At 71.2% G+C, this 25,586-nt stretch carries 26 protein-coding genes; 8 read left to right on the top strand and 18 right to left on the bottom strand.

Translation table 11 applies throughout. The annotated features are described in order from the left end of the window. Nucleotides 1-29 precede the first annotated feature (29 nt). On the top strand, nucleotides 30-1,199 hold the full coding sequence (locus AB0D45_RS21980; protein ID WP_362461589.1) for an ABC transporter ATP-binding protein: 1,170 nt from the start codon (nucleotides 30-32) through the stop codon (nucleotides 1,197-1,199). Beyond that, complete coding sequence (locus AB0D45_RS21975; RefSeq protein WP_362461586.1) at nucleotides 1,196-2,050, top strand: ABC transporter permease; 855 nt, start codon at nucleotides 1,196-1,198, stop codon at nucleotides 2,048-2,050. The genes AB0D45_RS21980 and AB0D45_RS21975 overlap by 4 nt, the downstream gene beginning before the upstream one ends. Before the next feature lie 14 nt (nucleotides 2,051-2,064). Here AB0D45_RS21975 and AB0D45_RS21970 read toward each other — a convergent pair whose 3' ends face one another. Continuing rightward, the gene (locus AB0D45_RS21970; protein WP_361598943.1) at nucleotides 2,065-2,391 is read right to left on the bottom strand and encodes an ATP/GTP-binding protein; all 327 of its coding nucleotides are present in this window, start codon (nucleotides 2,389-2,391) and stop codon (nucleotides 2,065-2,067) included. A gap of 246 nt (nucleotides 2,392-2,637) precedes the next feature. On the opposite strand from AB0D45_RS21970, the gene AB0D45_RS21965 reads away from it, so the two are divergent. Continuing rightward, nucleotides 2,638-3,669 (top strand): LLM class flavin-dependent oxidoreductase, encoded by a 1,032-nt coding sequence (locus tag AB0D45_RS21965; RefSeq protein ID WP_361598994.1) that lies wholly within the window; start codon nucleotides 2,638-2,640, stop codon nucleotides 3,667-3,669. Nucleotides 3,670-3,750: 81 nt separating this feature from the next. Here AB0D45_RS21965 and AB0D45_RS21960 read toward each other — a convergent pair whose 3' ends face one another. Beyond that, nucleotides 3,751-4,143 (bottom strand): SCO5389 family protein, encoded by a 393-nt coding sequence (locus tag AB0D45_RS21960; RefSeq protein WP_361598940.1) that lies wholly within the window; start codon nucleotides 4,141-4,143, stop codon nucleotides 3,751-3,753. A gap of 220 nt (nucleotides 4,144-4,363) precedes the next feature. On the opposite strand from AB0D45_RS21960, the gene nucS reads away from it, so the two are divergent. Continuing rightward, complete coding sequence (gene nucS, locus AB0D45_RS21955; RefSeq protein WP_361598937.1) at nucleotides 4,364-5,035, top strand: endonuclease NucS; 672 nt, start codon at nucleotides 4,364-4,366, stop codon at nucleotides 5,033-5,035. 129 nt (nucleotides 5,036-5,164) lie between these two features. Here the strand turns inward: nucS and AB0D45_RS21950 are convergent, their stop codons facing one another. From AB0D45_RS21950 to AB0D45_RS21935, 4 genes are all read right to left on the bottom strand, one after another. After that, entirely contained in the window at nucleotides 5,165-7,561 is a 2,397-nt protein-coding gene (locus AB0D45_RS21950; protein WP_362461582.1) for an ATP-binding protein, read from the bottom strand. 192 nt (nucleotides 7,562-7,753) lie between these two features. After that, the gene (locus AB0D45_RS21945; RefSeq protein WP_362461580.1) at nucleotides 7,754-8,395 is read right to left on the bottom strand and encodes a LysE family translocator; all 642 of its coding nucleotides are present in this window, start codon (nucleotides 8,393-8,395) and stop codon (nucleotides 7,754-7,756) included. 56 nt (nucleotides 8,396-8,451) lie between these two features. Beyond that, entirely contained in the window at nucleotides 8,452-8,775 is a 324-nt protein-coding gene (locus AB0D45_RS21940; protein ID WP_267032613.1) for an STAS domain-containing protein, read from the bottom strand. 157 nt (nucleotides 8,776-8,932) lie between these two features. Beyond that, nucleotides 8,933-9,781, bottom strand: a complete 849-nt coding sequence (locus AB0D45_RS21935; RefSeq protein ID WP_361598927.1) for a 3-hydroxyacyl-CoA dehydrogenase family protein — start codon at nucleotides 9,779-9,781, stop codon at nucleotides 8,933-8,935. A gap of 256 nt (nucleotides 9,782-10,037) precedes the next feature. Between AB0D45_RS21935 and AB0D45_RS21930 the strand changes: the two genes are divergently transcribed. Beyond that, nucleotides 10,038-10,610, top strand: a complete 573-nt coding sequence (locus AB0D45_RS21930; protein ID WP_362461576.1) for a cob(I)yrinic acid a,c-diamide adenosyltransferase — start codon at nucleotides 10,038-10,040, stop codon at nucleotides 10,608-10,610. Between the two features lie 9 nt (nucleotides 10,611-10,619). On the opposite strand, the gene AB0D45_RS21925 is transcribed toward AB0D45_RS21930, so the two are convergent. Then, on the bottom strand, nucleotides 10,620-11,186 hold the full coding sequence (locus AB0D45_RS21925; protein WP_361598921.1) for a hypothetical protein: 567 nt from the start codon (nucleotides 11,184-11,186) through the stop codon (nucleotides 10,620-10,622). Between the two features lie 160 nt (nucleotides 11,187-11,346). Here AB0D45_RS21925 and AB0D45_RS21920 point away from each other — a divergent pair, with 160 nt between their 5' ends. The 3 genes from AB0D45_RS21920 (at nucleotide 11,347) to AB0D45_RS21910 (ending at nucleotide 15,223) form a co-directional block, all read left to right on the top strand. After that, nucleotides 11,347-12,531: a histidine kinase gene (locus tag AB0D45_RS21920; protein ID WP_362461572.1), complete on the top strand. Its 1,185-nt coding sequence runs from the start codon at nucleotides 11,347-11,349 to the stop codon at nucleotides 12,529-12,531. Continuing rightward, a complete protein-coding gene (locus tag AB0D45_RS21915; RefSeq protein ID WP_361598915.1) occupies nucleotides 12,528-13,217 on the top strand; it encodes a response regulator transcription factor in 690 nt (229 codons plus the stop codon). Before AB0D45_RS21920 ends, AB0D45_RS21915 begins: the two co-directional genes overlap by 4 nt. A 182-nt stretch (nucleotides 13,218-13,399) precedes the next feature. After that, nucleotides 13,400-15,223 (top strand): glycoside hydrolase family 18 chitinase, encoded by a 1,824-nt coding sequence (locus AB0D45_RS21910; protein WP_362461609.1) that lies wholly within the window; start codon nucleotides 13,400-13,402, stop codon nucleotides 15,221-15,223. 231 nt (nucleotides 15,224-15,454) lie between these two features. On the opposite strand, the gene AB0D45_RS21905 is transcribed toward AB0D45_RS21910, so the two are convergent. The 11 genes from AB0D45_RS21905 to AB0D45_RS21855 form a co-directional block, all read right to left on the bottom strand. Continuing rightward, nucleotides 15,455-15,901, bottom strand: a complete 447-nt coding sequence (locus tag AB0D45_RS21905; protein WP_361598912.1) for a DUF2550 domain-containing protein — start codon at nucleotides 15,899-15,901, stop codon at nucleotides 15,455-15,457. Nucleotides 15,902-16,055: 154 nt separating this feature from the next. Then, nucleotides 16,056-16,430 carry a F0F1 ATP synthase subunit epsilon gene (locus AB0D45_RS21900; RefSeq protein WP_007266595.1) on the bottom strand — a complete coding sequence of 125 codons (375 nt, stop codon included), beginning with the start codon at nucleotides 16,428-16,430 and terminating at the stop codon, nucleotides 16,056-16,058. A gap of 141 nt (nucleotides 16,431-16,571) precedes the next feature. Further along, the gene (gene atpD, locus AB0D45_RS21895; protein WP_361598909.1) at nucleotides 16,572-18,014 is read right to left on the bottom strand and encodes a F0F1 ATP synthase subunit beta; all 1,443 of its coding nucleotides are present in this window, start codon (nucleotides 18,012-18,014) and stop codon (nucleotides 16,572-16,574) included. Beyond that, on the bottom strand, nucleotides 18,014-18,931 hold the full coding sequence (locus AB0D45_RS21890) for a F0F1 ATP synthase subunit gamma (protein ID WP_361598906.1): 918 nt from the start codon (nucleotides 18,929-18,931) through the stop codon (nucleotides 18,014-18,016). Before AB0D45_RS21890 ends, atpD begins: the two co-directional genes overlap by 1 nt. 20 nt (nucleotides 18,932-18,951) lie before the next feature. Beyond that, nucleotides 18,952-20,547, bottom strand: coding sequence for a F0F1 ATP synthase subunit alpha (atpA, locus tag AB0D45_RS21885; RefSeq protein WP_079429789.1), 1,596 nt, complete (start codon nucleotides 20,545-20,547; stop codon nucleotides 18,952-18,954). A gap of 133 nt (nucleotides 20,548-20,680) precedes the next feature. Then, a complete protein-coding gene (locus AB0D45_RS21880) occupies nucleotides 20,681-21,496 on the bottom strand; it encodes a F0F1 ATP synthase subunit delta (protein WP_362461567.1) in 816 nt (271 codons plus the stop codon). After that, a complete protein-coding gene (locus tag AB0D45_RS21875; protein WP_362461565.1) occupies nucleotides 21,493-22,035 on the bottom strand; it encodes a F0F1 ATP synthase subunit B in 543 nt (180 codons plus the stop codon). The genes AB0D45_RS21880 and AB0D45_RS21875 overlap by 4 nt, the downstream gene beginning before the upstream one ends. 41 nt (nucleotides 22,036-22,076) lie before the next feature. Then, a complete protein-coding gene (locus AB0D45_RS21870; protein ID WP_008738174.1) occupies nucleotides 22,077-22,313 on the bottom strand; it encodes an ATP synthase subunit C in 237 nt (78 codons plus the stop codon). A 78-nt stretch (nucleotides 22,314-22,391) separates the two neighbouring features. After that, nucleotides 22,392-23,213 carry a F0F1 ATP synthase subunit A gene (gene atpB, locus AB0D45_RS21865; protein ID WP_362461562.1) on the bottom strand — a complete coding sequence of 274 codons (822 nt, stop codon included), beginning with the start codon at nucleotides 23,211-23,213 and terminating at the stop codon, nucleotides 22,392-22,394. A 225-nt stretch (nucleotides 23,214-23,438) separates the two neighbouring features. Continuing rightward, on the bottom strand, nucleotides 23,439-23,876 hold the full coding sequence (locus AB0D45_RS21860; RefSeq protein ID WP_362461559.1) for a hypothetical protein: 438 nt from the start codon (nucleotides 23,874-23,876) through the stop codon (nucleotides 23,439-23,441). 286 nt (nucleotides 23,877-24,162) lie between these two features. Continuing rightward, complete coding sequence (locus AB0D45_RS21855) at nucleotides 24,163-25,497, bottom strand: MraY family glycosyltransferase (RefSeq protein WP_361598985.1); 1,335 nt, start codon at nucleotides 25,495-25,497, stop codon at nucleotides 24,163-24,165. Between the last annotated feature and the right edge of the window lie 89 nt (nucleotides 25,498-25,586).

The raw sequence follows: 25,586 nt of genomic DNA, 5'->3' as shown, positions 1-25,586 counted from the left end.
AGCCGTCCCGGCGGGCAAGGGGCAGAAGGATGATCGAGGCAGTCGGCCTGACCAAGCGCTTCGGCGCCAAGACCGCCGTCGACCGGTTGTCCTTCCAGGTCAAGCCGGGTCACGTCACGGGCTTCCTGGGGCCCAACGGCTCCGGCAAGTCCACCACCATGCGCATGATCCTCGGCCTGGACCGGCCCACCTCGGGCCGCGTCACCATCAACGGCCTCCCCTTCCGGGAGCTGCCGAACGCCCAGCGGCACGTCGGCGCCCTGCTCGACGCGAAGGCCGTGCACGGCGGCCGCAAGGCCCGTACGCACCTGCTGGCCATCGCCCAGCTCTCGGGGATCCCCGAGAAGCGGGTGGACGAGGTCCTCGGCGTCGTCGGCCTCAAGGACGCCGCCCGCCAGCGTGCGAAGGGCTTCTCGCTCGGCATGGGCCAGCGGCTCGGCATCGCGGCCGCCCTGCTCGGCGACCCGCAGGTGCTGCTCTTCGACGAGCCGGTCAACGGCCTCGACCCCGAGGGCATCCTCTGGGTCCGCAACCTCATGCGGCGGCTGGCCTCCGAGGGCCGCACCGTCTTCGTCTCCTCGCACCTGATGAGCGAGATGGCGCTGACCGCCGACCACCTGATCGTGATCGGCCGGGGCCGGCTGCTGGCCGACATGAGCACCCAGGACTTCATCACGCACAATTCGGCCGGATTCGCGCGGGTGCGCGCCGCCGGCGGGGACCCCGCGGGGCGCCGGACCCTGGGCACCGCGCTGACGAAGGCCGGCGGCCGGGTCCTCCAGGAGCCGGACGGGGCGCTGCGCGTCACCGGGCTGGAGCTGCCCCGCGTCAGCGACGTCGCGCACGAGGCCGGCGTGCGGCTTTGGGAGCTGTCCCCGCACCGGGCCTCGCTGGAGGAGGCCTACATGCGGATGACCCAGTCGTCCGTCGAGTACACCTCCACCGAGGACCCCCGCGCCGAGCTGTGGGAGCCCGAGCCGCTGACCGTGCCGGAGTGGGAGGAGGCGGAGGAGGCGGCCGCCGTCCCCGCCGAGGCCGCCGCGAGTTTCTACGCTCCTCCGCCGCCCGGGTCCGGGAGGCCCTTCCTGATGCCGGGCAGCGCGGCGGACCTCGCCCGGGCCACCCCCGACGACCGCTCCGACACCGCGCCGGCCGACCTCGCGGGCGCGGCCACGACCATCCCCGAGGACCCCCGATGACCCCCACCCCCGCCGGCCCGCCCCCGGTGAGCGCGGAACAGCCGGGGACGTACAGCTCGCCGCTGCCCACGCCGCGGCCGCACCTGGGGCACGCCGTGGCCTCGGAGTGGACCAAGCTGACCTCGGTGCGCTCCACCCTGTGGACGCTGGGCTCCCTCGTGGTCCTGGTCGTCGGCGTCGGCATGGTCGCCGTCCTGCAGACCTCGGCCCGCGACTACGAGAACATCCCCTTCACCGGTCCCGCCCTCTTCGGCCTGATGGCCGGCCAGGTGAGCGTGATCGTGCTCGGCGTGCTGACGATCTCCTCCGAGTACGGCACCGGCCTGATCCGCACCACCTTCACCGCCGCGCCCGAGCGGCTGCGCGTGCTCACCGCGAAGTACCTGGTGTTCGGCGCGGTCGCGTTCGCCGTCACGCTGTGCTCGGTGGCGTTCGTCGGCCTCTGGGCCGCCCTGCTGCACGGCGGGCCCGCCGCCGGGGCGCACGGCTCGCGCGAGTGGGCGGGCGCGCTGGCCGGCTCCCTGTACGTGACCCTGCTGGGCCTCCTCGCGCTCGCGGTCGGGGCGCTCGTACGGCACTCGGCGGGCGGGATCGCGGTCATGCTCGGCGTGGTGACCATGCCGCCGGTGCTCGGGGCGATACTGACCGCCTGGCCGGCCACCTCGGGTGTCGGCGGGCTGGTGCTGCGCTACAACGCCCCGGTGGGCCTGATCCAGCTCTTCGGGCTGCAGGGCGTCGACATGGAGGGGCAGGCAGCCCCCAGCGCGACGGCCCAGCTGCTGCTGCTGGTCGCGCTCACGGCGGGAGCGGTGGCCGCCTCGTACGCCGTGGTCCGCCGCCGCGACGTCTGACCTCCCACAGCCGCCTAGTAGCGGGGCGCGTTGCGGGACCGCTGCACCTTGGAGGTGCGGCGGTCCTTCGCGTTCCAGCAGGCCTTGTGCCAGTGCCGCCGGTCGTCCACTCCGCCGTACTCGGGCCAGGCCACCACGTGCGGGGTGCCCGAGGGGATCTCCTGGTCGCAGCCCGGGCAGCGGTAGCGCTTGCCCGCCGCGGCGGCCCCCGCGACCTGCCGGACCTTCCACTCTTCGCCCAGGTACTCCTCGGTGCGCTCCAGCCCGAACCGGTCGAAGCCGGCGCCGGGTCGTTCGTCCGGAGTCTCGCCGCCCCGGGGGCGGTTGTGGCGCGGTGACACGTATACCTCACGAAGGGGCGGGGGACGGTGACTTTCTCCCAGACTACGCGCAGCGAACCCGGGTACCCGCAGGGTGGCTGGTGGAGGCCCGCCTCCCGTGGGAACTGGCCCGACAATCTCAATAACTTTCCTGTCAGGCCGTGCCTTTGGCACGTGTCAGACGTTGTTGCCAGCAGACGTTGATGCCATCAACGAGTCGGTCCACCTGGGGAGGCCGCGTCAGCCGCGAGGAGGCTAAGGGCGATGATGCGCGTAGGAGCGTTTGTACTGGCGGCCCAGTTCCCGGGCCAGGGGCAGGGGGAGGCGCTGCACCGGGCGGTGCGGACCGCCGAGGTGGCCGAGGAGGCGGGGCTGGACTCCGTCTGGCTCGCCGAGCACCACTTCGTCCCGTACGGGGTCTGCCCGTCGGCGGTGACCCTGGCGGCCCTGCTGCTCGGCCGGACCCGGCGGCTGCGGGTGGGCACGGCGGTCAGCGTGCTGCCGAACACGCATCCGGTGGCCCTCGGGGAGCAGGCGGCCCTGCTGCACGTCACCTCCGGCGGCCGGTTCACCCTCGGGGTGGGGCGCGGCGGGCCGTGGGTCGACCTGGAGGTGTTCGGGGCCGGGCTGGAGGCGTACGAGGAGGGGTTCCCCGAGGACCTGGACCTGCTCCGGCGCTGGCTGGCCGAGCCCCGGGTGGGGGCGGCCGGCGCGCGGCACGCCTTCCGCGAGGTGCCCGTCGTACCGAGTCCGGCCCACGCGCTGGACGGCGACGGGACAGGGCCGGAAGTGATCGTCGCCTGCACCTCCCCGGCGTCGGTGCGGCTGGCCGCGGAGCGCGGACTGCCGATGCTGCTGGGCATGCACTGCGGGGACGAGGAGAAGGCCGAGCAGGTCGCGCTGTGGCGGCGTACCGCCCTGGAGCACGGCCACCCGCCCGAGCTGGTGCGTGCGGCGGGGCACGTGTCGGCCGGGGTCTGCCAGCTGGCCGACCGCACGGCCGACGCCCGCGAGACCCTGCTGAAGGCGATGCCGGGCTGGTTCCGCCAGGGCCTGGACGCCCACGTGACGGTGGACGGCCGACGACGCGCGATGCGCGACCCGCACGCCTACACGGAACTGCTGTGCTCGCTGCACCCGGTGGGGAGCCCCGCAGTGGCCGCGGACAGGCTGGCGGCGACCGCGGAGCGGACGGGCATCACCCGCTTCGCCCTGCTGACGGAGGGCTCGGGCGACCTCGCCGCCACGGAGGACAACGTCAAACGCCTCGGCGCGGAGGTCCTTCCCCTGCTGGTGTGACCCCGGACGGGGCCTGGGGCTGCCGCTCCTGTGTCAGTCGCACCTCCCGCGACACGGAGCGGCAGCGCAGTACCGGTCCTGCTAGCAGTCCCGAAGTTCCGGGGACTGGTTGAGCAGCTGGCCGCGGATCGACGTGAACTTGGCCAGCCGGTCGTCCACCGAGGAATCCAGCGGGAACACCGCCAGCCGGTGACAGTTCTGGAATGCCAGGCGCACCCCGAAGTGCCGCTGCAGCGCACCGCGTATCGCGTCACTCGCGAGCGCGCGCAGCAGCTGCCCGCGCGCCTGCTCGTCCGGCGGCGGCGTCTGGTTGTCGGCGAACTCTCCGCCCTCAACCTCCAGCTGGGCCACCAACGAGCTGATCATCTCCCATGCGAAGGGCAGGGAGGTCCGGACGCAGTCGACGAAGGCGGCTTCGTCGACCTCGCCTCGCTCGGCCTGTTCGAGTAGGGCCGGTGAGACGTCGAGCGACATGGGTTCTCCTCTCGTGACCCCGGCAGTTTGGGCTGGCGGAGTCCTACGGGCAGGGAGGGAGGCGGCGACGCAGCGTGCACGCTCGACAACCTCCCGCTCACCACGGTAGGCGCCCACCGGGTGCCGCACCAGGAGAATGCGCATACAACGCGCCATCGGCGAACGGGGCTTTCAGGGGCGAATCGCGTGGAGGCCCGTCGGTCGAGTAGCGTTGCCGACCATGCGTCTCGTCATTGCCCGCTGCTCCGTCGACTACGCGGGCCGGCTCACCGCCCATCTGCCCTCGGCACCCCGTCTGATCCTCGTGAAGGCCGACGGCAGTGTCTCGATCCACGCGGACGACCGGGCGTACAAACCGCTCAACTGGATGTCGCCTCCGTGCACCCTCAAGGAGGGGAGCGGGGACGAGGCGAACGTCTGGACCGTGGTCAACAAGGCGGGCGAGAAGCTCATCATCACCATGGAGGAAGTCCTCCACGACTCCTCCCACGAGCTGGGCACCGACCCGGGCCTCATCAAGGACGGCGTCGAGGCGCACCTCCAGGAGCTGCTCGCCGACCGCATCGACACGCTGGGCGAGGGCTACACGCTGATCCGGCGCGAGTACATGACGGCGATCGGGCCGGTCGACATCCTGTGCCGGGACGCCTCCGGCGCGACGGTGGCGGTGGAGATCAAGCGGCGCGGGGAGATCGACGGCGTCGAGCAGCTGACCCGGTACCTGGAGCTGCTGAACCGCGACCCGCACCTGTCGCCGGTGCGGGGCGTGTTCGCGGCGCAGGAGATCAAGCCGCAGGCGCGGGTGCTGGCGCACGACCGGGGGATGGACTGCGTGGTCCTCGACTACGACGCCCTGCGCGGCATCGAGGACGACAAGCTCCGCCTGTTCTGATCCCTTCGAACGGCTCGTCGCCGCCCCGGTCCCCCGAACTCCGGCTCGGGGGACCGTTGTCGTACGCGTCCGCTGCGCGGGGCCTGCCCCTCCCCGCGGGGACGCCCGGCCGTGGGCGTCGGAGCGGCGTCAGATCGTCGTCGGGGACTGGGCCGCCGTCGGGGACTGGGCCTGCGACGAGGTCGTCGGGGTGGTCGGCACCGACGTGCTCGGCTCCGGGCTCGGCGAGGCCGGCGGTGACGTGACCGGGGGCTCCGGATCGGGGTCCGGCTTCGGGGTCGGCGGGGTCGGCTTCGGCGCCGGCGGGGTCGGCTGCGGCTGGTGCGGGCCCGGTGTGCGGGCCGGCGGGGGCGTCGGGTGGGTGGCGGTCCCATCCCCGCCCCCGCCCCGGGCCGGGTCGGCCGGGGCCGCCGGCGCGGCCGGATCCGGCGCCGGATCGTCTCCGCCGCTGCTCGGAACCTGCGGCGGGGCCACCGCCGGCGCGTCCGGGGTCGAGGACACGGCGGGCGCCGCCGGCTGCTCCGCCTCGTCCCCCGCGGTCAGCGCCAGGCCGACGACCGTGCCGAGCGCCACCACCGTCAGCGCCCCGGCGGCGGCCAGCAGCACCGTCTTGCGCCGCTGGGCCGGACCGGGCCCCGGACGGCCGGCCAGGGGCAGGGGCGCGGGCCCCGGAGCCGGCCGGAACGCGTCCGCGTACATCTGGGAGAGGGACGCCGGGGGCCCGGCCGCCGGCTTCCCGATCACCGGGGTCACCTGGGTGACGGCCTCCGACCCCCCGCGAGCCGGAGTCGGAGCCGCAGCCACAGCCACAGCCGCAGCCGCAGCCGGCAGGGCCGGCGGGGGCTCCAGCCGCAGCGGCGGCGAGGTCTCCGCCCCCAGCGCCTCCCGGTCGGTGACGAGCGCCAGCGCCCGCCGCCCGGCGACGGTCCCCCGCTTGTCGGCGAGCGCCCCCCGCAGCCCGATCGAGGCCTCCAGCTCGGCCCGTGCCCGCTCCAGGCGCCCCTCGCACAGCGCGAGCACGCCCAGCTCGTGGTGGAAGTACGCCTGCTCGGCGACCTCCCCCGCCTTCCGCGCGGCCTCCGCACCCGAGCGCAGCACCCGCTCCCACGCCTCCCAGTACGGCGCCGCCGCGAGGGCCGGGGCGGCCGTGCGGGCCAGGAGTACGGCGGCCACCACGTCGGCGCCGGCCAGCGCGGCCAGCACCGCGTCCGCCTCCGCCGCGACCCGCTCCGGGGTCACCGAGGCGTGCCCGGTCCACCAGGCGTAGTGCCGGGCGGCGGTCCGGGCCTCCTCGGCGGCGCTCTCCCCGTACCCGGCCTCCTCCAGCTGCCGCGCGACCCCCTCCGCGAGCCGGTAGCGCGGCCCGACGGGGGTGATCAGCCCGCAGCCCAGCAGTTCCGCGACGGCGGCGTCGGCGTGCGTGTCCCCGACCAGCGCGGGCAGGTGGGCGTGGTGCGGGAGTTCCCCGCCGAGCGCGCAGGCGATGCGCAGGGCAGCCCGGGCCGACTCGCTCGTGCGGGAGGCCAGCAGCTCGGCGGGGGCCGCGGCCTGCGCCAGGGTGGGCAGCGGCACGTGGGCCGGGTCGCGGGGGCGCTCCTCGAAGACCCCGGGCTCCTCGTCCTCGTCGTCGGCCGCGGTGCGGTTCAGCTCGTCGCGCTGGCGCAGCAGCGCGGCGGCCTGGACGAAGCGCAGTGGCAGGCCCTCGGAGGCGAACCGCAGGTCCTCCGCCCAGGCCGTCTCCTCGGCGGTCAGCGTCCTGCCGGCGCCGGCTTCGAGCAGCCGTACGCAGCCGGCCCGCCCGAGCCCGCCGAGGCGGACCTCCTCCAGGTGGGGGTCGTCGGACGCGGCCGCGGCGTCGGGGGTGGCGGCGAACAGGTAGGCGCATTCGGGGGTGGCGCGCAGCAGCTCGTCCAGGGCCGCGCCGCCCAGTTCCAGGTCGTCGAGGATGACGATCGCGCCGATCTCCGCCACCGACTCGAGGAGCCGCGTGCGGTCGGGACGCTCGTCGCGGGTCTCGTACACGGTGGCGTAGAGGGTGTGGAGCAGCTCGGCGGGCTGCTGCTGACCGTGGCCGTTGAGCCGTACGACGCCGTCGGGCGCGAGGTCGGCGCAGGCGGCGGCGACCGCGTCGAGGAGGGCGGAGCGGCCGGATCCGGCGGGTCCGGTCAGCCGTACGGAGCGGCCGCGCCCCAGCAGCCGTACCAGCCGCTCCCGCTCCTCGGCGCGCTCCAGGAGCGGCAGGGCGGGGACGGGCGGCCCCGGCAGTGCGGGCGGACGCGCGGCGGCGGCACGGTCGGCCCGCGCGGCGGCGTCGCGCTTGGCGGGGCGGCGTGCCGCGTCCTCGCGGGCGCCGGGCCGCAGGGTCTCGATCTCGCTGCCGTCGACGGGGTTGACGGTGAGGGTGAACTCGCCGGTGGTCAGGGTCACCACGCGGGCCGGTGCCGGGGGCTGGGCCGCCGGCGCCCCGGACGGGGACCGGCCCGCGGCCTGTTCGTCCTGGCCGGGCTGCCCCTGTGTACGGTCCATGACCAAGTCCCCCGATCGCGTCGCGCGCCGCCGCCGTCTTCGCCGTCTTCGTTGTGCCCGGCGCCCGCTCACGTCGTTGTCGCCACCGGTCCGGTTTCCGCCCGAACTTTAGATCGTGGCAGGTCCGGCCGGAACCGCAGGGGTGCCTTCACCACCGGACCGTTACGATTCCTGCCGATCCCCCGGCCGACCCTAATCCTTGCGGCCGGTCACGGCCACGGTCACACCGAGGCCGATCATCGCGAGCCCGCCGGCCCCGCCGACGAGGGAGAGCCTGCGCGGCGATCCGGCGAACCAGTCGCGGGTGGTGGCGGCGGCGAGTCCCCACGCGCTGTCGGACACGACGGCGATGAGGTTGAAGACCAGGCCGAGCAGGAGCATCTGGAGCACGACGTGCCCCCGCTCCCGGTCGGCGAACTGGGGCAGCACCGCGGCGAAGAAGACGAGGGTCTTGGGGTTGGCCACGCCGACCACGAAGCCCTCCCCCAGGGTCCGCAGGCCGCCGTGCGCCCGGGGGGCCGCCTCCGCGACGGCGGCGTGCAGGGATCCGCGGCCGCGGAGGGCCTTGACGCCCAGGTACACGAGGTAGGCGGCGCCGACCAGCTTCAGGGTGGTGAAGACGAGGACGGAGCGCTCGACGACGGTCCCGACGCCCAGGGCCACGGCCGCGACCAGTACGTAGCCTCCGAGGGTGTTCCCGGCCACCGTGGTCAGTGCGGCCCGGCGGCCCTGTGCCAGCGCCCGGCCGACGACGAAGAGCACGCTGGGGCCGGGGATCACGATCAGCAGGAAGGACATGGCCGCGAAGGCGAGCAGTCTGTCGGTGGACACCATGGGCCCATGTAAGCGGAGGGCGCACCGGGGCCGCAGCCCCTTTTCGCCGCCCCCGCTCACACCCGGGGCAGGGTCTCCGCTTCCAGTCCGCCCTCGATCGCGAGGATGCGGTGCAGCCGGGTCGCGACGAGCAGCCGCTGCATCCGGTCGGGCACCCCGCGCAGGACCAGGCGCCGCCCGGTGCGGCCGGCCCGCCGGTGCGCGCCCATGATGACGCCGAGTCCCGTCGCGTCCCAGGAGTCGAGTCCGGTCAGGTCGAGCACGAGGTCGCCGTGGCCGTCGTCGAGGGCGGTGTGCAGGACCGTACGGGCGTCCGCCGCGCTGCGCACGTCGAGGCGGCCCCCGACAGCGAGTTCGGCGTGGTCGCCCCTGATGTGCATGTCTGCTCCCCGGCTTTACTGCGTACGTGTGGTCCGATTGGTCCGTGGTCGGCAACTCTCACTGCAACTGACTGCCGCGCGGGCGGTGAAGTTGCCGACCGTGAGCGAACCGATACCTAATTCACCCCGTAGGGTGCGGGGATTCGAACGGTCGTGCTCAGTGCTTGTAGAACCCCTGGCCGCTCTTGCGGCCGATGTCGCCGGCGTCGACCATGCGGCGCATCAGCTCCGGCGGCGCGAACTTCTCGTCCTGGCACTCGGTGTAGATGTTGCTGGTGGCGTGCAGCAGGATGTCGACGCCGGTCAGGTCGGCGGTGGCCAGCGGGCCCATGGCGTGGCCGAAGCCCAGCTTGCAGGCGGTGTCGATGTCCTCGGCGGTGGCCACGCCCGATTCGTACAGCTTCGCGGCTTCCACGACCAGCGCGGAGATCAGGCGCGTGGTGACGAAGCCGGCGACGTCGCGGTTGACGACGATGCAGGTCTTGCCGACGGACTCGGCGAAGGCGCGGGTGGTGGCGAGGGTCTCGTCGCTCGTCTTGTAACCGCGGACCAGCTCGCAGAGCTGCATCATCGGGACGGGCGAGAAGAAGTGGGCGCCGACGACGCGCTCGGGGTGCTCCGTCACGGCCGCGATCTTGGTGATCGGGATGGCGGAGGTGTTGGAGGCCAGGACGGCGTCCTCGCGCACGATCTTGTCGAGGGCGCGGAAGATCTCGTGCTTGACCTCGAGCTTCTCGAAGACGGCCTCGACGACGATGTCCACGTCGGCGACCGCGTCGAGGTCGGTGGTCGTGGTGATCCGGGCCAGGGCCGCCTCGGCGTCCTCGGCGGTCATCCTGCCCTTGGAGACGAACTTGTCGTACGAGGCCTTGATGCCGTCGGTGCCCCGGGTCAGCGCGGCGTCCGTGACGTCCCGCAGGACGACGTCCCAACCCGCCTGAGCGGAGACCTGCGCGATCCCGGAACCCATCAGTCCCGCGCCGATGACGGCGAGCTTCCCAGCCACTGCACACCCCTCGTTGTTCTCAGTACGACCCGGCCTCGTAGCCTCTCCGGCGGAGACTAGCGTCGTTGAGCGGCCGAGTGACCGCGAAGTAACACGCGTCACGTCTCAGATGACGGACATCACACCGGTACGGCCCACCAGGCGTGCGCAGCCTCACAGTTCACCCGCCGCCGGCCTCCCGTGGCGCTCCGCGGACTGCCGGGAAGCGGGCGGCTCCGCCCGGAACTCCCGGGGCGGGCCCGTCTACGCTGGCGGCATGGTGAACCTGACGCGCATCTACACCCGTACCGGCGACAAGGGCACGACCGCCCTGGGCGACATGAGCCGTACGCAGAAGACGGACCTGCGGATCTCCGCGTACGCGGACGCCAACGAGGCCAACGCCGCCATCGGGACGGCGATCGCGCTGGGCGGGCTGCCGGAGGAGGTCGTGAAGGTCCTGGTCCGCGTGCAGAACGACCTCTTCGACGTCGGAGCGGACCTGTGCACCCCGGTCGTCGCGGATCCCGAGTACCCGCCGCTGCGTGTGGAGCAGTTCTACGTGGACCGGCTGGAGGCGGACTGCGACGTCTTCAACGAGCGGCTGGAAAAGCTCCGCAGCTTCATCCTCCCGGGCGGCACCCCCGGCGCGGCCCTGCTGCACCAGGCCTGCACGGTGGTCCGCCGGGCGGAGCGCTCCACGTGGGCGGCGCTGGAGGTGCACGGCGAGGTGATGAACCCGCTGACGGCCACCTACCTGAACCGTCTCTCCGACCTCCTGTTCATCCTGGCCAGGACGGCCAACAAGGAGGTCGGCGACGTGCTCTGGGTACCGGGCGGGGAGCGCTAGCGGACCCCTCTAGCGCCCGCTGCCGGCGGGTTCGGCGTCCTTGCCCGCCGGGGCCTTGCGCGGCCAGATCGAGTAGGTCGCGGCGATCAGGGCGTGGATGCCGAGCACCCGCAGGGCGGCGGACTGCCACGCCTGGAGCCCGCTGGTGTCGGCGGCACCGCCGACGTACCAGATGCCGGCCTGGAGCAGTCCGATCGCCACCAGGACGCCGGCCAGGGTCCGGGCCCACAGCTTCCACTCGTGGACCGCGCGGGCCTTGCCGTACCCGGCTCCGGGCGGCTTCGGGCCGCCGGCGAACCGGTGGGCGGCGTGCCGGTCGAGCCACTTCACGGTGTAGTGCCCGTAGCCGGCGGTGTAGCCGATGTAGAACGCCGCGAGGCCGTGCCTCCAGCCGGGCTCGCCGCCGTTCTTCAGGTCGACGAACGACACGACCAGCAGCACCAGCTCCAGCAGCGGCTCGCACAGCAGCACGGCGGCTCCCAGCCTGGGCATCCCGGCGAGGTAGCGCAGCGCCAGGCCGCCCGCCAGCAGCACCCAGAAGCCGACCTCGCAGGTGATGATCAGCCCGACGAGCATGACCCCTCCCCCTTTCCTCTCGCGGATTGCCTCCAGCCTTCCGGCCGTGGCGCCCCGCCGCGTCGTCTGCGGTGACGAGAGCGGGCTGCATCCTTCGATGTAGCGCCGTGTCCGCCCCCGTGGCGACGCCGCGCCGCCGCCGAGCGTGTTGGATGGGGGCGTGCTCCCGAAGATCCCCCGCCCGCACCGCGACGACGTCCTGCTCGCCGTGACCAGCGTGCTCGCCGGCCTGCTGCTGTGGGCGCTCGGCGTGCACAGCACGCCCGGCCGGCACGTCCTGCCCGACTGGGCGGTGCTGGTCCCGCTGCTGGTGCTCGGCTCCCTGGAGCTGCTGCGCCGCTCCGCGCCGAACGTCACCCTGTCCGTCGGCACCGCCGCCGTGGTCGCGGACCAGTTCACCCTGGGCAGCATCGCCTCCGTCATCATCTTCACCGACCTGATGTACGCGGCCGTGGTCTACGGCAAGCCCGCGATGGCCCGGCGGCTGCCGGTCAGCACCGGTCTGATCACCGTGGCCGTCACCATCGGGTCCCTGGTGTGGCTGCGCACCCCGCAGGCCCTGCTCATCGGCGTGATCACCGGCATCGTGAGCTTCGGCCCGGCCCTGACCGGCGCCACCCTGCGCAACCACCGGGAGGCCGCCGAGGCCGCCCGGCTGCGCGCCGAGCAGACGGCGCTGCTGGCCGAGATGGACCGTACGCAGGCGGTGGCCGCCGAGCGCGCCCGGATGGCGCGGGAGCTGCACGACATGGTGGCCAACCACCTGTCGGCGATCGCCATCCACTCCACCGCCGCGCTGTCCATCGACGCGCCCGCCACCAGCCGCGAGGCGCTCGGGGTGATCCGGGAGAACAGCGTGCAGGGGCTGGCGGAGATGCGCCGGCTGATCGGGCTGCTGCGCGCTGCCGGGGCGGAGCAGGAAGCCGTCGCGGTGCCCTCCCTGGACGGCCTGGACGCCCTGCTGGGGCAGGCCCGCGCCAATGGTTCGGCGAGCGGGCTGGACTTCGTCCTGGCGGACGAGAGGGCTCCGGGGCCGCCGCTGCCGGCGCCGGTGGAGCTGGCGGCGTACCGGATCGTGCAGGAGTCGCTGACCAACGCCCTCAAGCACGCGGTGCCGGGCACGGTCCGGGTCCGGGTGGGGCACGGCGGCGGGCAGCTGAGGGTGGCGGTGGACTCGCCGTACGGGCAGCGGCCGGGCCCGCGCGCCCCGGGTTCCGGGGCGGGGCTGATCGGCATGCGGGAGCGCACGGAGCTGCTGGGCGGGACGTTCGCGGCGGGCGCGTCGGGCGCAGTGTGGCAGGTGCGGGCGGCTCTGCCCGCCGAGGAGAGGGCGGTGCGGTCGTGACCTTCAGGGTCGTCGTGGCGGAGGACCAGCGGGCGGTGCGGGCCGGCCTGGTGCTGATCCTGCGCAGTGCGGGTGACATCGAGGTGGTGGGAGAGGCCGCCGACGGCGAGGAGGCGGTACGGCTCGCGGAGGAGCTGCGGCCGGATCTCGTCCTCATGGACGTGCAGATGCCGCGCCTGGACGGGGTGTCGGCGACCCGCCAGGTGGTGGAGCGGGGGCTCGCCGACGTGCTGGTGCTGACCACCTTCGACCTCGACGAGTACGTCTTCGGGGCGCTGCGGGCGGGGGCCGCGGGGTTCCTGCTGAAGGACGCGGAGGCCTCGGAGCTGATCGCGGCGGTGCGGACGGTCGGGCGCGGGGAGGGGTTGATCGCCCCGGCGGTGACCCGCCGTCTGATCGCCGAGTTCGCGGCTCCGAAGGCCGTACGCGCCGCCCCGGTGCGGCCAGAGGCGGCCGCGGCGGTGGAGTCGCTGACGCGGCGCGAGCGGGAGGTGCTGGGGGCACTGGGCGAGGGGCTGTCGAACGCGGAGATCGCCGTACGGCTGGAGATGGCGGAGGCCACGGTGAAGACCCACGTCAGCAGGTTGCTGGGGAAGCTGGAGCTGCGCAGCCGGGTGCAAGCGGCCGTACTGGCCCAGGAGTTGGGGATCCGGTCGGGCGGCGGAGGTGAGGTCTGGACCTCTTGACGCTTGGTCCAGACCTTTCTAGTCTCACGGCATCACTGTGGTGAGCGTGCCATGACAAAAGATCGCGCGAGGCGTGCTCACGGGCGGCGCAGGTCCCACCCCCATGTGCCAGGTCGGCCCCACGACCGGCACGGACCTACGGAGGAGCACCCTTGAGCACAGCACCCCCACGACGCAACCGTCTGTTCCGAAGGCTGGCCGCCACCGTGGCGGCCCTCGCCCTGCCCGTCGCCGGCCTCGTCGGCCTGGCCGGCCCGGCGCAGGCCGCCGCCTCGGCGACCGCGACCTTCACCAAGGTCTCCGACTGGGGTTCCGGCTTCGAGGGCAAGTGGACGGTGAAGAACACCGGCACCACCACCCTCAGCAGCTGGACCGTGGAGTGGGACTACCCGGCCGGCACCCGGGTCACCTCGGCCTGGGACGCCACCGTCACCGGCTCGGGCAACCACTGGACGGCCAAGAACGTCGGCTGGAACGGCACCCTCTCCCCCGGCGCCACCGTCAGCTTCGGCTTCAACGGAACCGGCTCCGGCGCCCCGGCCGGCTGCAAGGTCAACGGCGGATCCTGCGACGGCGGCACCACCCCCGCCGACAACCCGCCCTCGGCCCCCGGCACCCCCACCGCGACCGGCGTCACCGAGAACGCGCTGACCCTGTCCTGGGCGGCGGCCACCGACGACAAGGGCGTCAAGAACTACGACGTCTACCGCAACGGCAGCAGGCTCACCACCGTCACCGGCACGACCTTCGCCGACAGCGGCCTGACCAAGGGCACCGCGTACACCTACGCGGTCACCGCCCGCGACACCGCCGACCAGACCGGCCCCTCCTCCGGCGAGCTGTCGGTGACCACCCCGGGCGGCGCCACCGAGCCCCCGGACCCGGGCCCGGGCTCCAAGGTCAAGCTCGGCTACTTCACCGACTGGGGCGTCTACCAGCGCAACTACCACGTGAAGAACCTGGTGACCTCTGGCTCCGCGGCCAAGATCACCCACATCAACTACGCCTTCGGCAACGTGCAGAACGGCAAGTGCACCATCGGCGACGCCTACGCCGACTACGACAAGGCCTACACCGCCGACCAGAGCGTCGACGGGGTCGCCGACACCTGGGACCAGCCCCTGCGCGGCAACTTCAACCAGCTGCGCAAGCTGAAGGCCAAGTACCCCCACATCAAGATCCTCTACTCCTTCGGCGGCTGGACCTGGTCCGGCGGCTTCGGCCAGGCCGCGGCCAACCCCGCCGCCTTCGCCCAGTCCTGCCACGACCTGGTCGAGGACCCGCGCTGGGCGGACGTCTTCGACGGCATCGACATCGACTGGGAGTACCCGAACGCCTGCGGGCTGTCCTGCGACACCAGCGGGGCCGCCGCCTTCAAGAACCTGATGTCGGCCCTGCGCGCCAAGTTCGGCGGGTCCGCCCTGGTCACCGCGGCGATCTCGGCCGACGGCTCCAACGGCGGCAAGCTCGACCTCGCCGACTACGCGGGCGCCGCCCCGTACGTCGACTTCTACAACGTCATGACGTACGACTTCTTCGGCGCGTGGGACGCCAAGGGCCCGACCGCCCCGCACTCCCCGCTGACCTCCTACGCCGGCATCCCGATCGCCGGCTTCAACTCCGAGGCCGCCATCACCAAGCTCAAGGGCAAGGGCATCCCCGGATCCAAGCTCAACCTCGGCATCGGCTTCTACGGCCGCGGCTGGACCGGCGTCACCCAGGACGCCCCCGGCGGCACCGCCACCGGACCGGCCCCCGGCGCCTACGAGCAGGGCATCGAGGACTACAAGGTGCTCAAGAGCAGCTGCCCGGCCACCGGCACCGTCGCCGGCACGGCCTACGCCAGGTGCGGCAGCAACTGGTGGAGCTACGACACCCCCGCCACCATCGCCGGCAAGATGACCTGGCTGAAGAACCAGGGCCTCAGGGGCGCCTTCTTCTGGGAGTTCAGCGGCGACACCGCGAACGGCGAACTGGCCGACGCCATCCACACCGGGCTGCGGTGACCGCGCGCGACCGGTCACAGACCTCCCGGTGAACACGGAAGCCGGGGAGGCGGGTCCGTCCCCCGCCTCCCCGGCTTCTCCCGTGCGCGACGCCCGCGGTCAGGCCACGTTCACCCTCCCCCGGACTTCGTCCGGGGGAACCCCCGCCCAACGGGGTGAGGAATTTCAGGCGACATTCACCCTCCCCCAGACTTCGTCCGGGGGGACCCCCATCCAACGGGGTAAGGAATCTCAGGCGACATTCACCCGTTGGCCGGGCGGCGCGGCCTCCAGCCACGCCAGGAACCCGGTCAGCGCGTCCTCGCTCATCGCCAGCTCCAGGCGGGTCCCCCGGTGGGAACAGCCGAGCACGACGGCGTCGGACAGCAGGGCCAGCTCCTCCTCGCCCTCGGGCGCGCGGCGCGCGAGGACCTCGATGGAGGACCGCTCCAGCAGCCGGCGCGGCCGCGGGGAGTACGAGAACACCCGGAACCACTCGATCCGGTCACCGCTGTAGCGGGCGACCCCGTACACCCAGCCCTTGCCGGAGACGTCGGGCTCCTCGGCCACGCCCCAGCGCAGGCTGCAGTCGAAGGTCCCGCCGGACCGCTGGATGAGTCTGCGGCGCAGCCCGAACACGAAAAGGCCGATCACCACCAAGGCTACGACCAGGCCGCTCACAAGCAGAGCGAGGAGCATCTTCACCGACCTCCTCGCTCATCGAAGTACCGCACACGACCGTGCCCATCCCCGGACGGGTCCGAGGGCGGACCTACATCGCCTCAGCCGCGACCCGGTCCGGAAAATTCCGGACCCGACCGCGGCTGAGGTATCAAACTATTCGGTACGGGGCTCAGTGCCCCGCCACCGCGCGCAGCCGGACATCGGCGCGACGTTCGGCGGCCGCGTCGGCCTCCGACTTCGCGCGCTCCAGTGCCCGCTCCGCCCGCTGGACGTCGATCTCGTCCGCGAGCTCGGCGATCTCGGCCAGCAGGGACAGCTTGTTGTCCGCGAACGAGATGAATCCGCCGTGCACCGCGGCGACGACAGTGCCGCCCTCGCTGGTACGGATGGTCACCGGGCCCGATTCCAGCACACCGAGAAGCGGCTGGTGACCGGGCATGACGCCGATGTCGCCGGACGTGGTGCGGGCGACGACCAGGGTGGCCTCGCCGGACCATACATTGCGGTCCGCCGCGACCAGCTCGACGTGCAGCTCAGCAGCCAAGGTGGCTCCTCGGGTCACCACCCGGCGGGTCAGCCGGGTGTTGGGTCAAATTCTAATGGGCGTACGGAGAGGGACGGGACGCACCCGCCCCTCTCCGTCTAAAACGACGAACCGGGAGCGCTCCTCGCGGAGCGCGCCGGATCAGGAGACGCCCAGCTCCTTGGCGTTGGCCTTCAGGTCCTCGATGCCACCGCACATGAAGAACGCCTGCTCGGGGAAGTGGTCGTAGTCACCGTCGCAGATCGCGTTGAACGCGGTGATCGACTCGTCGAGCGGAACGTCCGAACCGTCCACACCGGTGAACTGCTTCGCCACGTGGGTGTTCTGCGACAGGAAGCGCTCGACGCGACGGGCACGGTGGACGACGAGCTTGTCCTCCTCGCCCAGCTCGTCGATACCGAGGATCGCGATGATGTCCTGGAGGTCCTTGTACTTCTGCAGGATCCCCTTGACGCGCATCGCGGCCGCGTAGTGGTCCGCCGCGATGTAGCGGGGGTCCAGGATGCGGGACGTGGAGTCCAGCGGGTCGACGGCCGGGTAGATGCCCTTCTCGGAGATCGGACGGGAGAGAACCGTCGTCGCGTCGAGGTGGGCGAAGGTGGTCGCCGGCGCCGGGTCGGTCAGGTCGTCCGCGGGGACGTAGATCGCCTGCATCGAGGTGATCGAGTGACCGCGGGTCGAGGTGATGCGCTCCTGGAGGAGACCCATCTCGTCGGCCAGGTTCGGCTGGTAGCCCACCGCGGAGGGCATGCGGCCGAGCAGGGTCGACACCTCGGAACCGGCCTGGGTGTACCGGAAGATGTTGTCGATGAAGAAGAGCACGTCCTGCTTCTGCACATCGCGGAAGTACTCCGCCATGGTCAGACCGGCCAGGGCGACGCGCAGACGGGTGCCCGGGGGCTCGTCCATCTGGCCGAAGACGAGCGCCGTCTTGTCGATGACGCCGGAGTCGCCCATCTCCTCGATGAGGTCGTTGCCCTCACGGGTACGCTCACCGACACCCGCGAACACCGACACACCGTCGTGGTTGTTGGCGACGCGGTAGATCATTTCCTGGATCAGAACGGTCTTGCCGACACCGGCACCACCGAACAGACCGATCTTTCCACCCTTGACGTACGGGGTGAGGAGGTCGATGACCTTGACGCCGGTCTCGAACATCTCGGTCTTCGACTCGAGCTCGTCGAAGCTCGGGGCCTTGCGGTGGATCGGCCAGCGCTCGGTCACCTCGGCGTTGGCCTCGGGGTAGTTGAGCACCTCACCCAGGGTGTTGAACACCTTGCCCTTGGTGAAGTCGCCGACGGGGACGGTGATGCCCTCGCCCGTGTCGGTCACCGGGGCCTGGCGGACCAGGCCGTCGGTGGGCTGCATCGAGATGGTGCGGACCATGCCGTCACCCAGGTGCTGGGCGACTTCCAGGGTCAGCGTCTTGAGCGCGCCGTCCTCGGCCGGGTCGGCGACCTGGACCTTCAGCGCGTTGTAGATGTCGGGCATCGCGTCGACGGGGAACTCCACGTCGACGACCGGGCCGATGACCCGGGCGACGCGGCCCGTGGCGGCGGCCGTCTCAACAGAGGTCGTCATTACTTGTCACTCCCCGCGGTCGCGTCGGCCATGGCGCTGGCGCCACCGACGATCTCGCTGATTTCCTGGGTGATTTCGGCCTGGCGGGCCGCGTTGGCAAGCCGGGAGAGGCTCTTGATGAGGTCCCCGGCGTTGTCGGTGGCCGACTTCATCGCGCGGCGGCGGGCGGCGTGCTCGGAAGCGGCCGACTGCAGCAGCGCGTTGTAGATCCGGCTCTCGACGTAGCGCGGCAGAAGGGCGTCGAGGACGTCCTCAGCCGACGGCTCGAACTCGAACAGCGGAAGGATCTCGCCCTTCGCACCGTCCTCCTCCGCAGCCTGGTCGAGGCTGAGCGGCAGCATCCGGCCGTCGACCGCGTTCTGCGTCATCATCGACACGAATTCCGTGTAGACGATGTGCAGCTCGTCGACGCCGCCCTCGGCCGTGTCCAGCTGGATGGCCTCGATCAGCGGCGCCGCGACGCGCTTGGCGTCGGCGTAGGCCGGGCTGTCGGTGAAGCCGGTCCACGAGTCCGTGACCTTGCGCTCACGGAAGCCGTAGTAGGCGACACCCTTGCGGCCGACGATGTAGCTGTCGACCTCCTTGCCCTCAGCGCGCAGCCGCTCGGTGAGCCGGTCGGCCTGCTTGATGGCGTTCGAGGAGTAGCCGCCGGCCAGACCGCGGTCGCTCGTGATGAGCACGATCGCGGCGCGGGTCGGCGCCTCGACCTCGGTGGTCAGGGCGTGCTTGGTGTTCGAACCGGTCGCCACCGCGGTCACCGCACGGGTGAGCTCGGTCGCGTACGGCATCGACGCCGCCACCTTGCGCTGCGCCTTCACGATGCGCGAGGCGGCGATCATCTCCATCGCCTTGGTGATCTTCTTGGTCGCCGTGATGGCACGGATGCGACGCTTGTAGACCCGGAGCTGCGCTCCCATGAGTCAGGTCCCTTCCGTCGTCACTTGGAGACGTTGACGGCCGGAACGTCCTCGCCCAGGAGCTTTCCGTCCGAGGTCTCGAACTGGCGCTTGAAGGCGGCGATCGCGTCGGCGATCGAGCCCAGCGTGTCGTCCGACATCTTGCCGCCGTCGGCGATGGAGGTGAGGAGGTCCTTGCGCTCGCGGCGCAGGTGCTCCAGCAGCTCCGACTCGAAGCGGCGGATGTCCTCGACCGGGACGTCGTCCATCTTGCCGGTGGTGCCGGCCCAGACGGAGACGACCTGCTCCTCGACGGGCATCGGCTGGTACTGGCCCTGCTTGAGCAGCTCGACCATGCGCTTGCCGCGCTCCAGCGAAGCCTTCGACGCGGCGTCCAGGTCGGAACCGAAGGCGGCGAACGCCTCCAGCTCGCGGTACTGGGCGAGGTCCACGCGCAGACGGCCGGAAACCTGCTTCATGGCCTTGTGCTGGGCGGAGCCACCGACGCGGGAGACCGAGATACCGACGTTCAGCGCCGGGCGCTGGCCCGCGTTGAACAGGTCGGACTCCAGGAAGCACTGGCCGTCGGTGATCGAGATGACGTTGGTCGGGATGAACGCCGAGACGTCGTTGGCCTTGGTCTCGACGATCGGCAGACCGGTCATCGAGCCGGCACCCATGTCGTCGGAGAGCTTCGCGCAGCGCTCCAGCAGGCGGGAGTGCAGGTAGAAGACGTCACCCGGGTAGGCCTCGCGGCCCGGCGGGCGGCGCAGCAGCAGCGACACGGCGCGGTAGGCGTCGGCCTGCTTCGACAGGTCGTCGAAGATGATCAGGACGTGCTTGCCGGCGTACATCCAGTGCTGGCCGATGGCGGAACCGGTGTACGGCGCCAGGTACTTGAAGCCGGCCGGGTCGGACGCCGGGGCGGCGACGATCGTCGTGTACTCGAGCGCGCCGGCCTCTTCCAGGGCGCCGCGAACGGACGCGATGGTCGAGCCCTTCTGGCCGATGGCGACGTAGATGCAGCGGACCTGCTTGTTCACGTCGCCCGAGCGCCAGTTGTCGCGCTGGTTGATGATCGTGTCGACGGCCAGAGCGGTCTTGCCGGTCTGACGGTCACCGATGATCAGCTGACGCTGGCCGCGGCCGATCGGCACCATCGCGTCGACGGCCTTGTAGCCGGTCTGCATGGGCTCGTGCACCGACTTGCGGACCATGACGCCCGGGGCCTGCAGCTCGAGGGCGCGGCGGCCTTCGGTCGCGATCTCGCCGAGGCCGTCGATCGGGTTGCCGAGCGGGTCGACAACGCGGCCGAGGTAGCCCTCGCCGACGCCTACGGAGAGGACCTCACCGGTGCGCTGCACCGGCTGACCCTCCTCGATACCGCTGAACTCGCCGAGGACGATCGCACCGATCTCGCGCTCCTCGAGGTTGAGGGCGAGACCGAGGGTGCCGTCCTCGAACTTCAGCAGCTCGTTCGCCATGGCGGAGGGCAGACCCTCCACCTTCGCGATGCCGTCGCCGGCAACGCTGACCGTTCCGACCTCCTCGCGCGAGGCCGCGTCCGGCTGGTACGACTGGACAAAGGTCTCCAGTGCGTCCCGGATCTCCTCCGGCCGGATCGTGAGCTCCGCCATCTGGGTTCCCTGCTCTCCTTGTTGGGCCTGAAGCTTCTTAGGGGTCTGGGGGTGACCCCCAGGAATCTTCTGCAAGTTCTGCACGGCCCAACCGGGCCGCTAGGAATGCTTTGTATCTGTTGGTGGCGGCTGGTCAGCCGGCCATGCGGCGCGACGCCTCGGCGAGGCGGTCCGCGATGGTGCCGTCGATGACCTCGTCGCCGACCCGCACCGAGATCCCGCCGAGGACCGCGGGGTCCACGTCGAGGTTCAGGTGCATCTGGCGGCCGTACAGCTTGGCCAGCACCGCGCCGAGACGCTGCTTCTGCACGTCGCTGAGCGGGACCGCGCTGGTCACGGTGGCGACCATGCGGTCACGGCGCTCGGCGGCGAGCTTGGAGAGGGACTCGAGTCCCGCCTCCAGGCTACGTCCACGCGGGTGCGTGACGAGACGGATCACCAGGCGCTCGGTGACGGCGTTCACCTTGCCGCCGAGCAGGCTGCGCAGCAGCTCGCTCTTGGCGGTGGCGGTGGCGGCCCGGTCGGTCAGCGCGGAACGCAGCCCGGTGCTCGAGGCGACGATCCGGCCGAAGCGGAACACCTCGTCCTCGACGTTGTCGAGCGCGTCACCCTGCTGGGCCGCCGTGAGGTCGGCGGTGGCCGCCAGCACCTCCAGCGCGTCCACCAGGTCGCGGGACTGCGACCAGCGGGAGCGCACCATGCCGGACACCAGGTCGAGGGTCTCCCCGCCCACCTGGCCGGACAGCAGCCGGCCGACCAGCTCGGCCTTGGCCTCGCCGGACTGCGCCGGGTCCGTGATGACCCGACGCAGCGAGACCTCACGGTCGAGCAGCGCGGTGACGGCTGCCAGCTCACCGGCGAGCTTCGCCGCGTCGACGGACGTGTTGTCCGTCAGCGCGTCGAGACGCTCGCGCGCGGAGGCCAGCGCCTCGCGGCTCGCTCCGTTCATCGGGCCGCCTCGGCCTTCTCCTCAAGCTCGCTGAGGAAGCGGTCGATCGTGCGGCTCTGACGGGCGACGTCCTCGAGGGACTCGCCGACGAGCTTGCCGGCCAGGTCGGTGGCGAGCTTGCCCACGTCCTGACGCAGCGCCTGAGCGGCGGCCTTGCGGTCTGCCGCGATCTGGGCGTGACCGGCAGCGATGATCTCCTCACGCTGCCGCTGGCCCTCTGCGCGCAGTTCTTCCTTGAGCGCAGTGCCCTGCTCCAGCGCGTCCTGGCGCAGGCGCGCGGCCTCGTGCCGGGCCTCGGCGAGCTGGGCCTTGTACTGCTCCAGCACGCTCTGAGCCTCGGTCTGAGCGGCCTCAGCCTTCTCGATACCGCCCTCGATCTGCTCGCGACGCTCGTCCAGAACCTTGTTGATGTTCGGGAGGAGCTTCTTCGCGAGGAAACCGAAGACGATGACGAAGGCGATCAGACCGATGACGAGCTCGGGGATCGGCGGAACGAGAGGGTTTTCCATCTCCTCGGCCGCCAGAACCATGAGGTTCACATCAGTGCCTTTCGTCTAATCGGACTAGTGGGAGCTGTTCGTCAGCTGTAGACGAACGGCATGACCAGACCGATGAGGGCGAGCGCCTCACAGAAGGCGAAGCCGAGGATCTGGTTGGCGCGGATCAGACCGGCGGCCTCGGGCTGGCGGGCGAGGGCCTGGGTGCCGTTACCGAAGATGATGCCGACGCCGACGCCGGGACCGATGGCCGCGAGACCGTAACCGACGGAGCTGAGCGAACCGGTGACGCCTTCGGTGGCGGCGAGGATCTGGGACATGCCAGTTCTTCCTTCTCTTTCACGGATCCGGTGGGGGTTGGCCACCGGACGACAAGGGGGCTTGGGGGTGGGCCTGGCTCAGTGGTGCTCGGCGAGCGCGCCCTGGATGAAGCTGCAGGCCAGGAGGACGAAGACGTACGCCTGGACGGCCTGGATGAAGAGCTCGAAGGCGGTCATCACGATCACCATCACGAACGACACACCGGCGTAGGCGATGCCGATGCCGTTCAGCAGGTACCAGCTGGCGATCGTGAAGAGCAGCAGCAGGGTGTGACCGGCGAACATGTTCGCGAAGAGTCGGACCGCGTGGGTGAACGGGCGCACCAGGACGTTCGAGAAGAACTCGATGACCATGACCAGCGGAAGGACCCCGCCGAGCGACTTGTCGTAGCCGGTCAGGTTCTTCAGACCGCCGACGAAGCCGTGGCGCTTGAACGTCACCGACATCCAGATGAAGTACACGATCACCGCGAGGACTGCCGGGTACGCGATGATCGAGGTCACCGGGAACTGCGCCAGCGGAACGATCGACCAGACGTTCAGGATCCAGACGAAGAAGAACAGCGAGACCATGAAGGGGACGTACTTCTCGCCCTCCTTCTTGCCCAGCGTCTCGTAGACGATGCCGCGGCGCACGAAGTCGTAGCCGGCCTCGCCCACCATCTGGAGCTTGCCGGGGACGATCTTCGCCTTGCCGAAGGCGGCCCAGAAGAAGGCCACGATGATGATCGAGCCCAGGAGGGCCAGCAGCATCGGCTTGTTGAAGTAGGCATTGCTGCCGGCTTCGCCCCACAGCGGCTCGAAGAGGAACGAGTGCAGGCCCGGGCCGGGGAAGCCACATCCGCTGAAGATGTGACAGTCGGTCTCGAAGGCGAGGACCTGCGTCGGGTCAGCACTCACCGCGGGCTCCTTCAGCGTGGCGCATAGGTACGGCAACCTCGTTGTGTCGGCGCGGCGCGAAGCCGCGGTTCGGCACTGGACTGGTGTAACGGATGTGGGGGCGGCAGTCAGGCATCGAGCCTCGCGATGGAACAGGCGTCAGCTCAGATGCCCGCGCCCGCAGTGCCGCAGTTTGAACCGGACGATAGCAGCATCTCGAACGCACACTTATCCCGGCCCTACCCCTCACGACTTCGGCCCCGGGTTTTCGGGCTTTCGACCCTTGGTCGAGTCCGGCTCGACGTAGAGGATCTTCGCCTTCATGTGAGCACGCGTCTGTGCGCCGATCCACACCAGGGTGGCGACGACGAGCGTGATGGCGAACGCCCGGGGGTGGAACAGCGTCGTGTTCTTGAACACGGCGAGAAAGACGAAGAGCAGCAGGATCTGCGCGGCGTAGAGCATGAGGCCCATGGCCTGGAACAGATGCGGCAGGGATTTCGCCGTGCGCTGCAGGGCGATGAATCCGAGGCCCATGAACAGGATCACGACCGCGGTGGCGACGACGGATCCGACGGCACCCTTGCCACCGACGACCAGACCGCTGACGACGGCCGCGATGGCGCCGGCAACAGCGGTGGGTACGGCGGTTTGCAGCAGGGATCGGACGTCATCTGACCGCATGGCGGTTTGCTCCGCGTGGTGGTGGGGGCACGGACTCGTACGGGAACTCGTACGGGGACGAGCGTAAGCCCGGTCCGAGAGAGAGCCTCGGGCCAATGGACCGTCGCACTACGGTCCTTCGGCTCTGTCGCCGGGTTTAGTGAACGGTATCACAAACTATTTGATGAGAGCTTTACCTGTCCGGTGTGCTGACTGTCACACATGAGGGCTAACGCGCCCGTGTGTGCAGGACAAGCCCTCTCATTGTCTGGTAAAGGGCGCTGATGTCGGAATTGCGCTCGGGCCGTCAGCGGGACGATCCGGCCTTACGCCGGTCGGGGAGGCGCGAACGGGGGCCTACCGCGGTCGCGCCGTTGACGCCGGACACCCCGGCGGCCACGGGCCGCGCCGGCTCCGGCTCCGTACCGGCGTCCTCCCGCACGGCCGCCTCGGCCGCCCGCTCGGCGTGCCGGTAGCGCGGCGGGACCAGTCCCTCGGCCCAGCGCGGCGCCCGCGGGGTGAAGCGGGGTACGAGGAGCAGGACGAGGCCCAGCGCGCTCAGCGCGGCGATGGCGAGCACGATCCACATCGAGGCCGAATGCACCGAATAGGCCACCGTGCCGAATGCGATCAGGCCTGACCAGAAATACATGATGAGTACGGCGCGACTGTGGGAATGCCCGAGTTCCAGGAGCCGGTGGTGCAGGTGGCCGCGGTCCGCGGCGAAGGGCGACTGGCCGTTCCAGGTGCGCCGCACGATCGCCAGGACCAGGTCGGCCATGGGAATGGCGATGATGGTCAGCGGCAGCAGCAGCGGAATGAAGACCGGCAGCATCGCGTGGGTCGCGTTGCGCTCGCCGCCGACGAAAAGGGCCATCGTGTCGGGGTCGACCTGACCCGTGATCGAGATGGCCGACGCGGCGAGCACCAGGCCGATCAGCATGGAGCCGGAATCCCCCATGAAGATCCGGGCGGGGTGCATGTTGTGCGGCAGGAAGCCCAGGCACATGCCCATCAGGATCGCCGCGAAGAGGGTGGCCGGGGCCGCCGGCTCGATGCCGTAGCCGAACCAGATCCGGTAGGCGTAGAGGAAGAACGCGCCGGTGGCGATGCAGACCATGCCCGCCGCCAGGCCGTCGAGGCCGTCGACGAAGTTCACCGCGTTGATGGTGATCACCACGAGTGCGACGGTGAGCAGCGTGCCCTGCCACTGGGTGAGCGCCACCGTCCCGATGCCGGGAACCGGAATCCACAGGATGGTCAGGCCCTGCATCACCATCACGCCCGCGGCGATCATCTGGGCGCCCAGCTTGATCAGTGCGTCGAGCTCGAACTTGTCGTCGAGGACGCCGACCAGCCAGATCAGGGCCGCCCCCGACAGCAGGGCGCGCGGCTCGTTCGACCGCTCGAAGACGCCGTTGAGGTTCTGCAGGTGGTCGGCGATCAGCAGCCCCGCGCACATGCCGCCGAACATCGCGATGCCGCCGAGCCGCGGAGTCGGCTCGCGGTGCACGTCGCGCGCACGGATCTCCGGCATCGCGCCGGCCGCGATCGCGAACTTCCGCACGGGCCCGGTCAGCAGGTAGGTCACCGCGACCGTGACGCAAAGCGTCAGCAGATATTCACGCACGGGCTGCCCCAGATGTATCGCCGGCCATCTCAGCCCCACACATTAGCCGCGATGTCACCGTGGACGAGGACGCACGGAGGCCCCGTTCCGGTTGCACTACG

The sequence above is a fragment of the Streptomyces sp. NPDC048352 genome, assembly GCF_040651895.1.
GTDB lineage: Bacteria > Actinomycetota > Actinomycetes > Streptomycetales > Streptomycetaceae > Streptomyces.
Note: the sequence above shows the minus strand (reverse complement) of the source record. Positions and strands in the feature narration are given on the sequence as shown.

Excerpts from the sequence above, each read along its gene's own strand:
- AB0D45_RS21980 (WP_362461589.1), top strand. The coding sequence starts at position 30 with ATGATCGAGGCAGTCGGCCTGACCAAGCGCTTCGGCGCCAAGACCGCC.
- AB0D45_RS21975 (WP_362461586.1), top strand. The coding sequence starts at position 1,196 with ATGACCCCCACCCCCGCCGGCCCGCCCCCGGTGAGCGCGGAACAGCCG.
- AB0D45_RS21965 (WP_361598994.1), top strand. The coding sequence starts at position 2,638 with ATGCGCGTAGGAGCGTTTGTACTGGCGGCCCAGTTCCCGGGCCAGGGG.
- AB0D45_RS21960 (WP_361598940.1), bottom strand. The coding sequence starts at position 4,143 with ATGTCGCTCGACGTCTCACCGGCCCTACTCGAACAGGCCGAGCGAGGC.
- nucS (WP_361598937.1), top strand. The coding sequence starts at position 4,364 with ATGCGTCTCGTCATTGCCCGCTGCTCCGTCGACTACGCGGGCCGGCTC.
- AB0D45_RS21950 (WP_362461582.1), bottom strand. The coding sequence starts at position 7,561 with ATGGACCGTACACAGGGGCAGCCCGGCCAGGACGAACAGGCCGCGGGC.
- AB0D45_RS21945 (WP_362461580.1), bottom strand. The coding sequence starts at position 8,395 with ATGGTGTCCACCGACAGACTGCTCGCCTTCGCGGCCATGTCCTTCCTG.
- AB0D45_RS21940 (WP_267032613.1), bottom strand. The coding sequence starts at position 8,775 with ATGCACATCAGGGGCGACCACGCCGAACTCGCTGTCGGGGGCCGCCTC.
- AB0D45_RS21930 (WP_362461576.1), top strand. The coding sequence starts at position 10,038 with ATGGTGAACCTGACGCGCATCTACACCCGTACCGGCGACAAGGGCACG.
- AB0D45_RS21925 (WP_361598921.1), bottom strand. The coding sequence starts at position 11,186 with ATGCTCGTCGGGCTGATCATCACCTGCGAGGTCGGCTTCTGGGTGCTG.
- AB0D45_RS21905 (WP_361598912.1), bottom strand. The coding sequence starts at position 15,901 with ATGCTCCTCGCTCTGCTTGTGAGCGGCCTGGTCGTAGCCTTGGTGGTG.
- atpD (WP_361598909.1), bottom strand. The coding sequence starts at position 18,014 with ATGACGACCTCTGTTGAGACGGCCGCCGCCACGGGCCGCGTCGCCCGG.
- AB0D45_RS21890 (WP_361598906.1), bottom strand. The coding sequence starts at position 18,931 with ATGGGAGCGCAGCTCCGGGTCTACAAGCGTCGCATCCGTGCCATCACG.
- atpA (WP_079429789.1), bottom strand. The coding sequence starts at position 20,547 with ATGGCGGAGCTCACGATCCGGCCGGAGGAGATCCGGGACGCACTGGAG.
- AB0D45_RS21880 (WP_362461567.1), bottom strand. The coding sequence starts at position 21,496 with ATGAACGGAGCGAGCCGCGAGGCGCTGGCCTCCGCGCGCGAGCGTCTC.
- AB0D45_RS21870 (WP_008738174.1), bottom strand. The coding sequence starts at position 22,313 with ATGTCCCAGATCCTCGCCGCCACCGAAGGCGTCACCGGTTCGCTCAGC.
- AB0D45_RS21860 (WP_362461559.1), bottom strand. The coding sequence starts at position 23,876 with ATGCGGTCAGATGACGTCCGATCCCTGCTGCAAACCGCCGTACCCACC.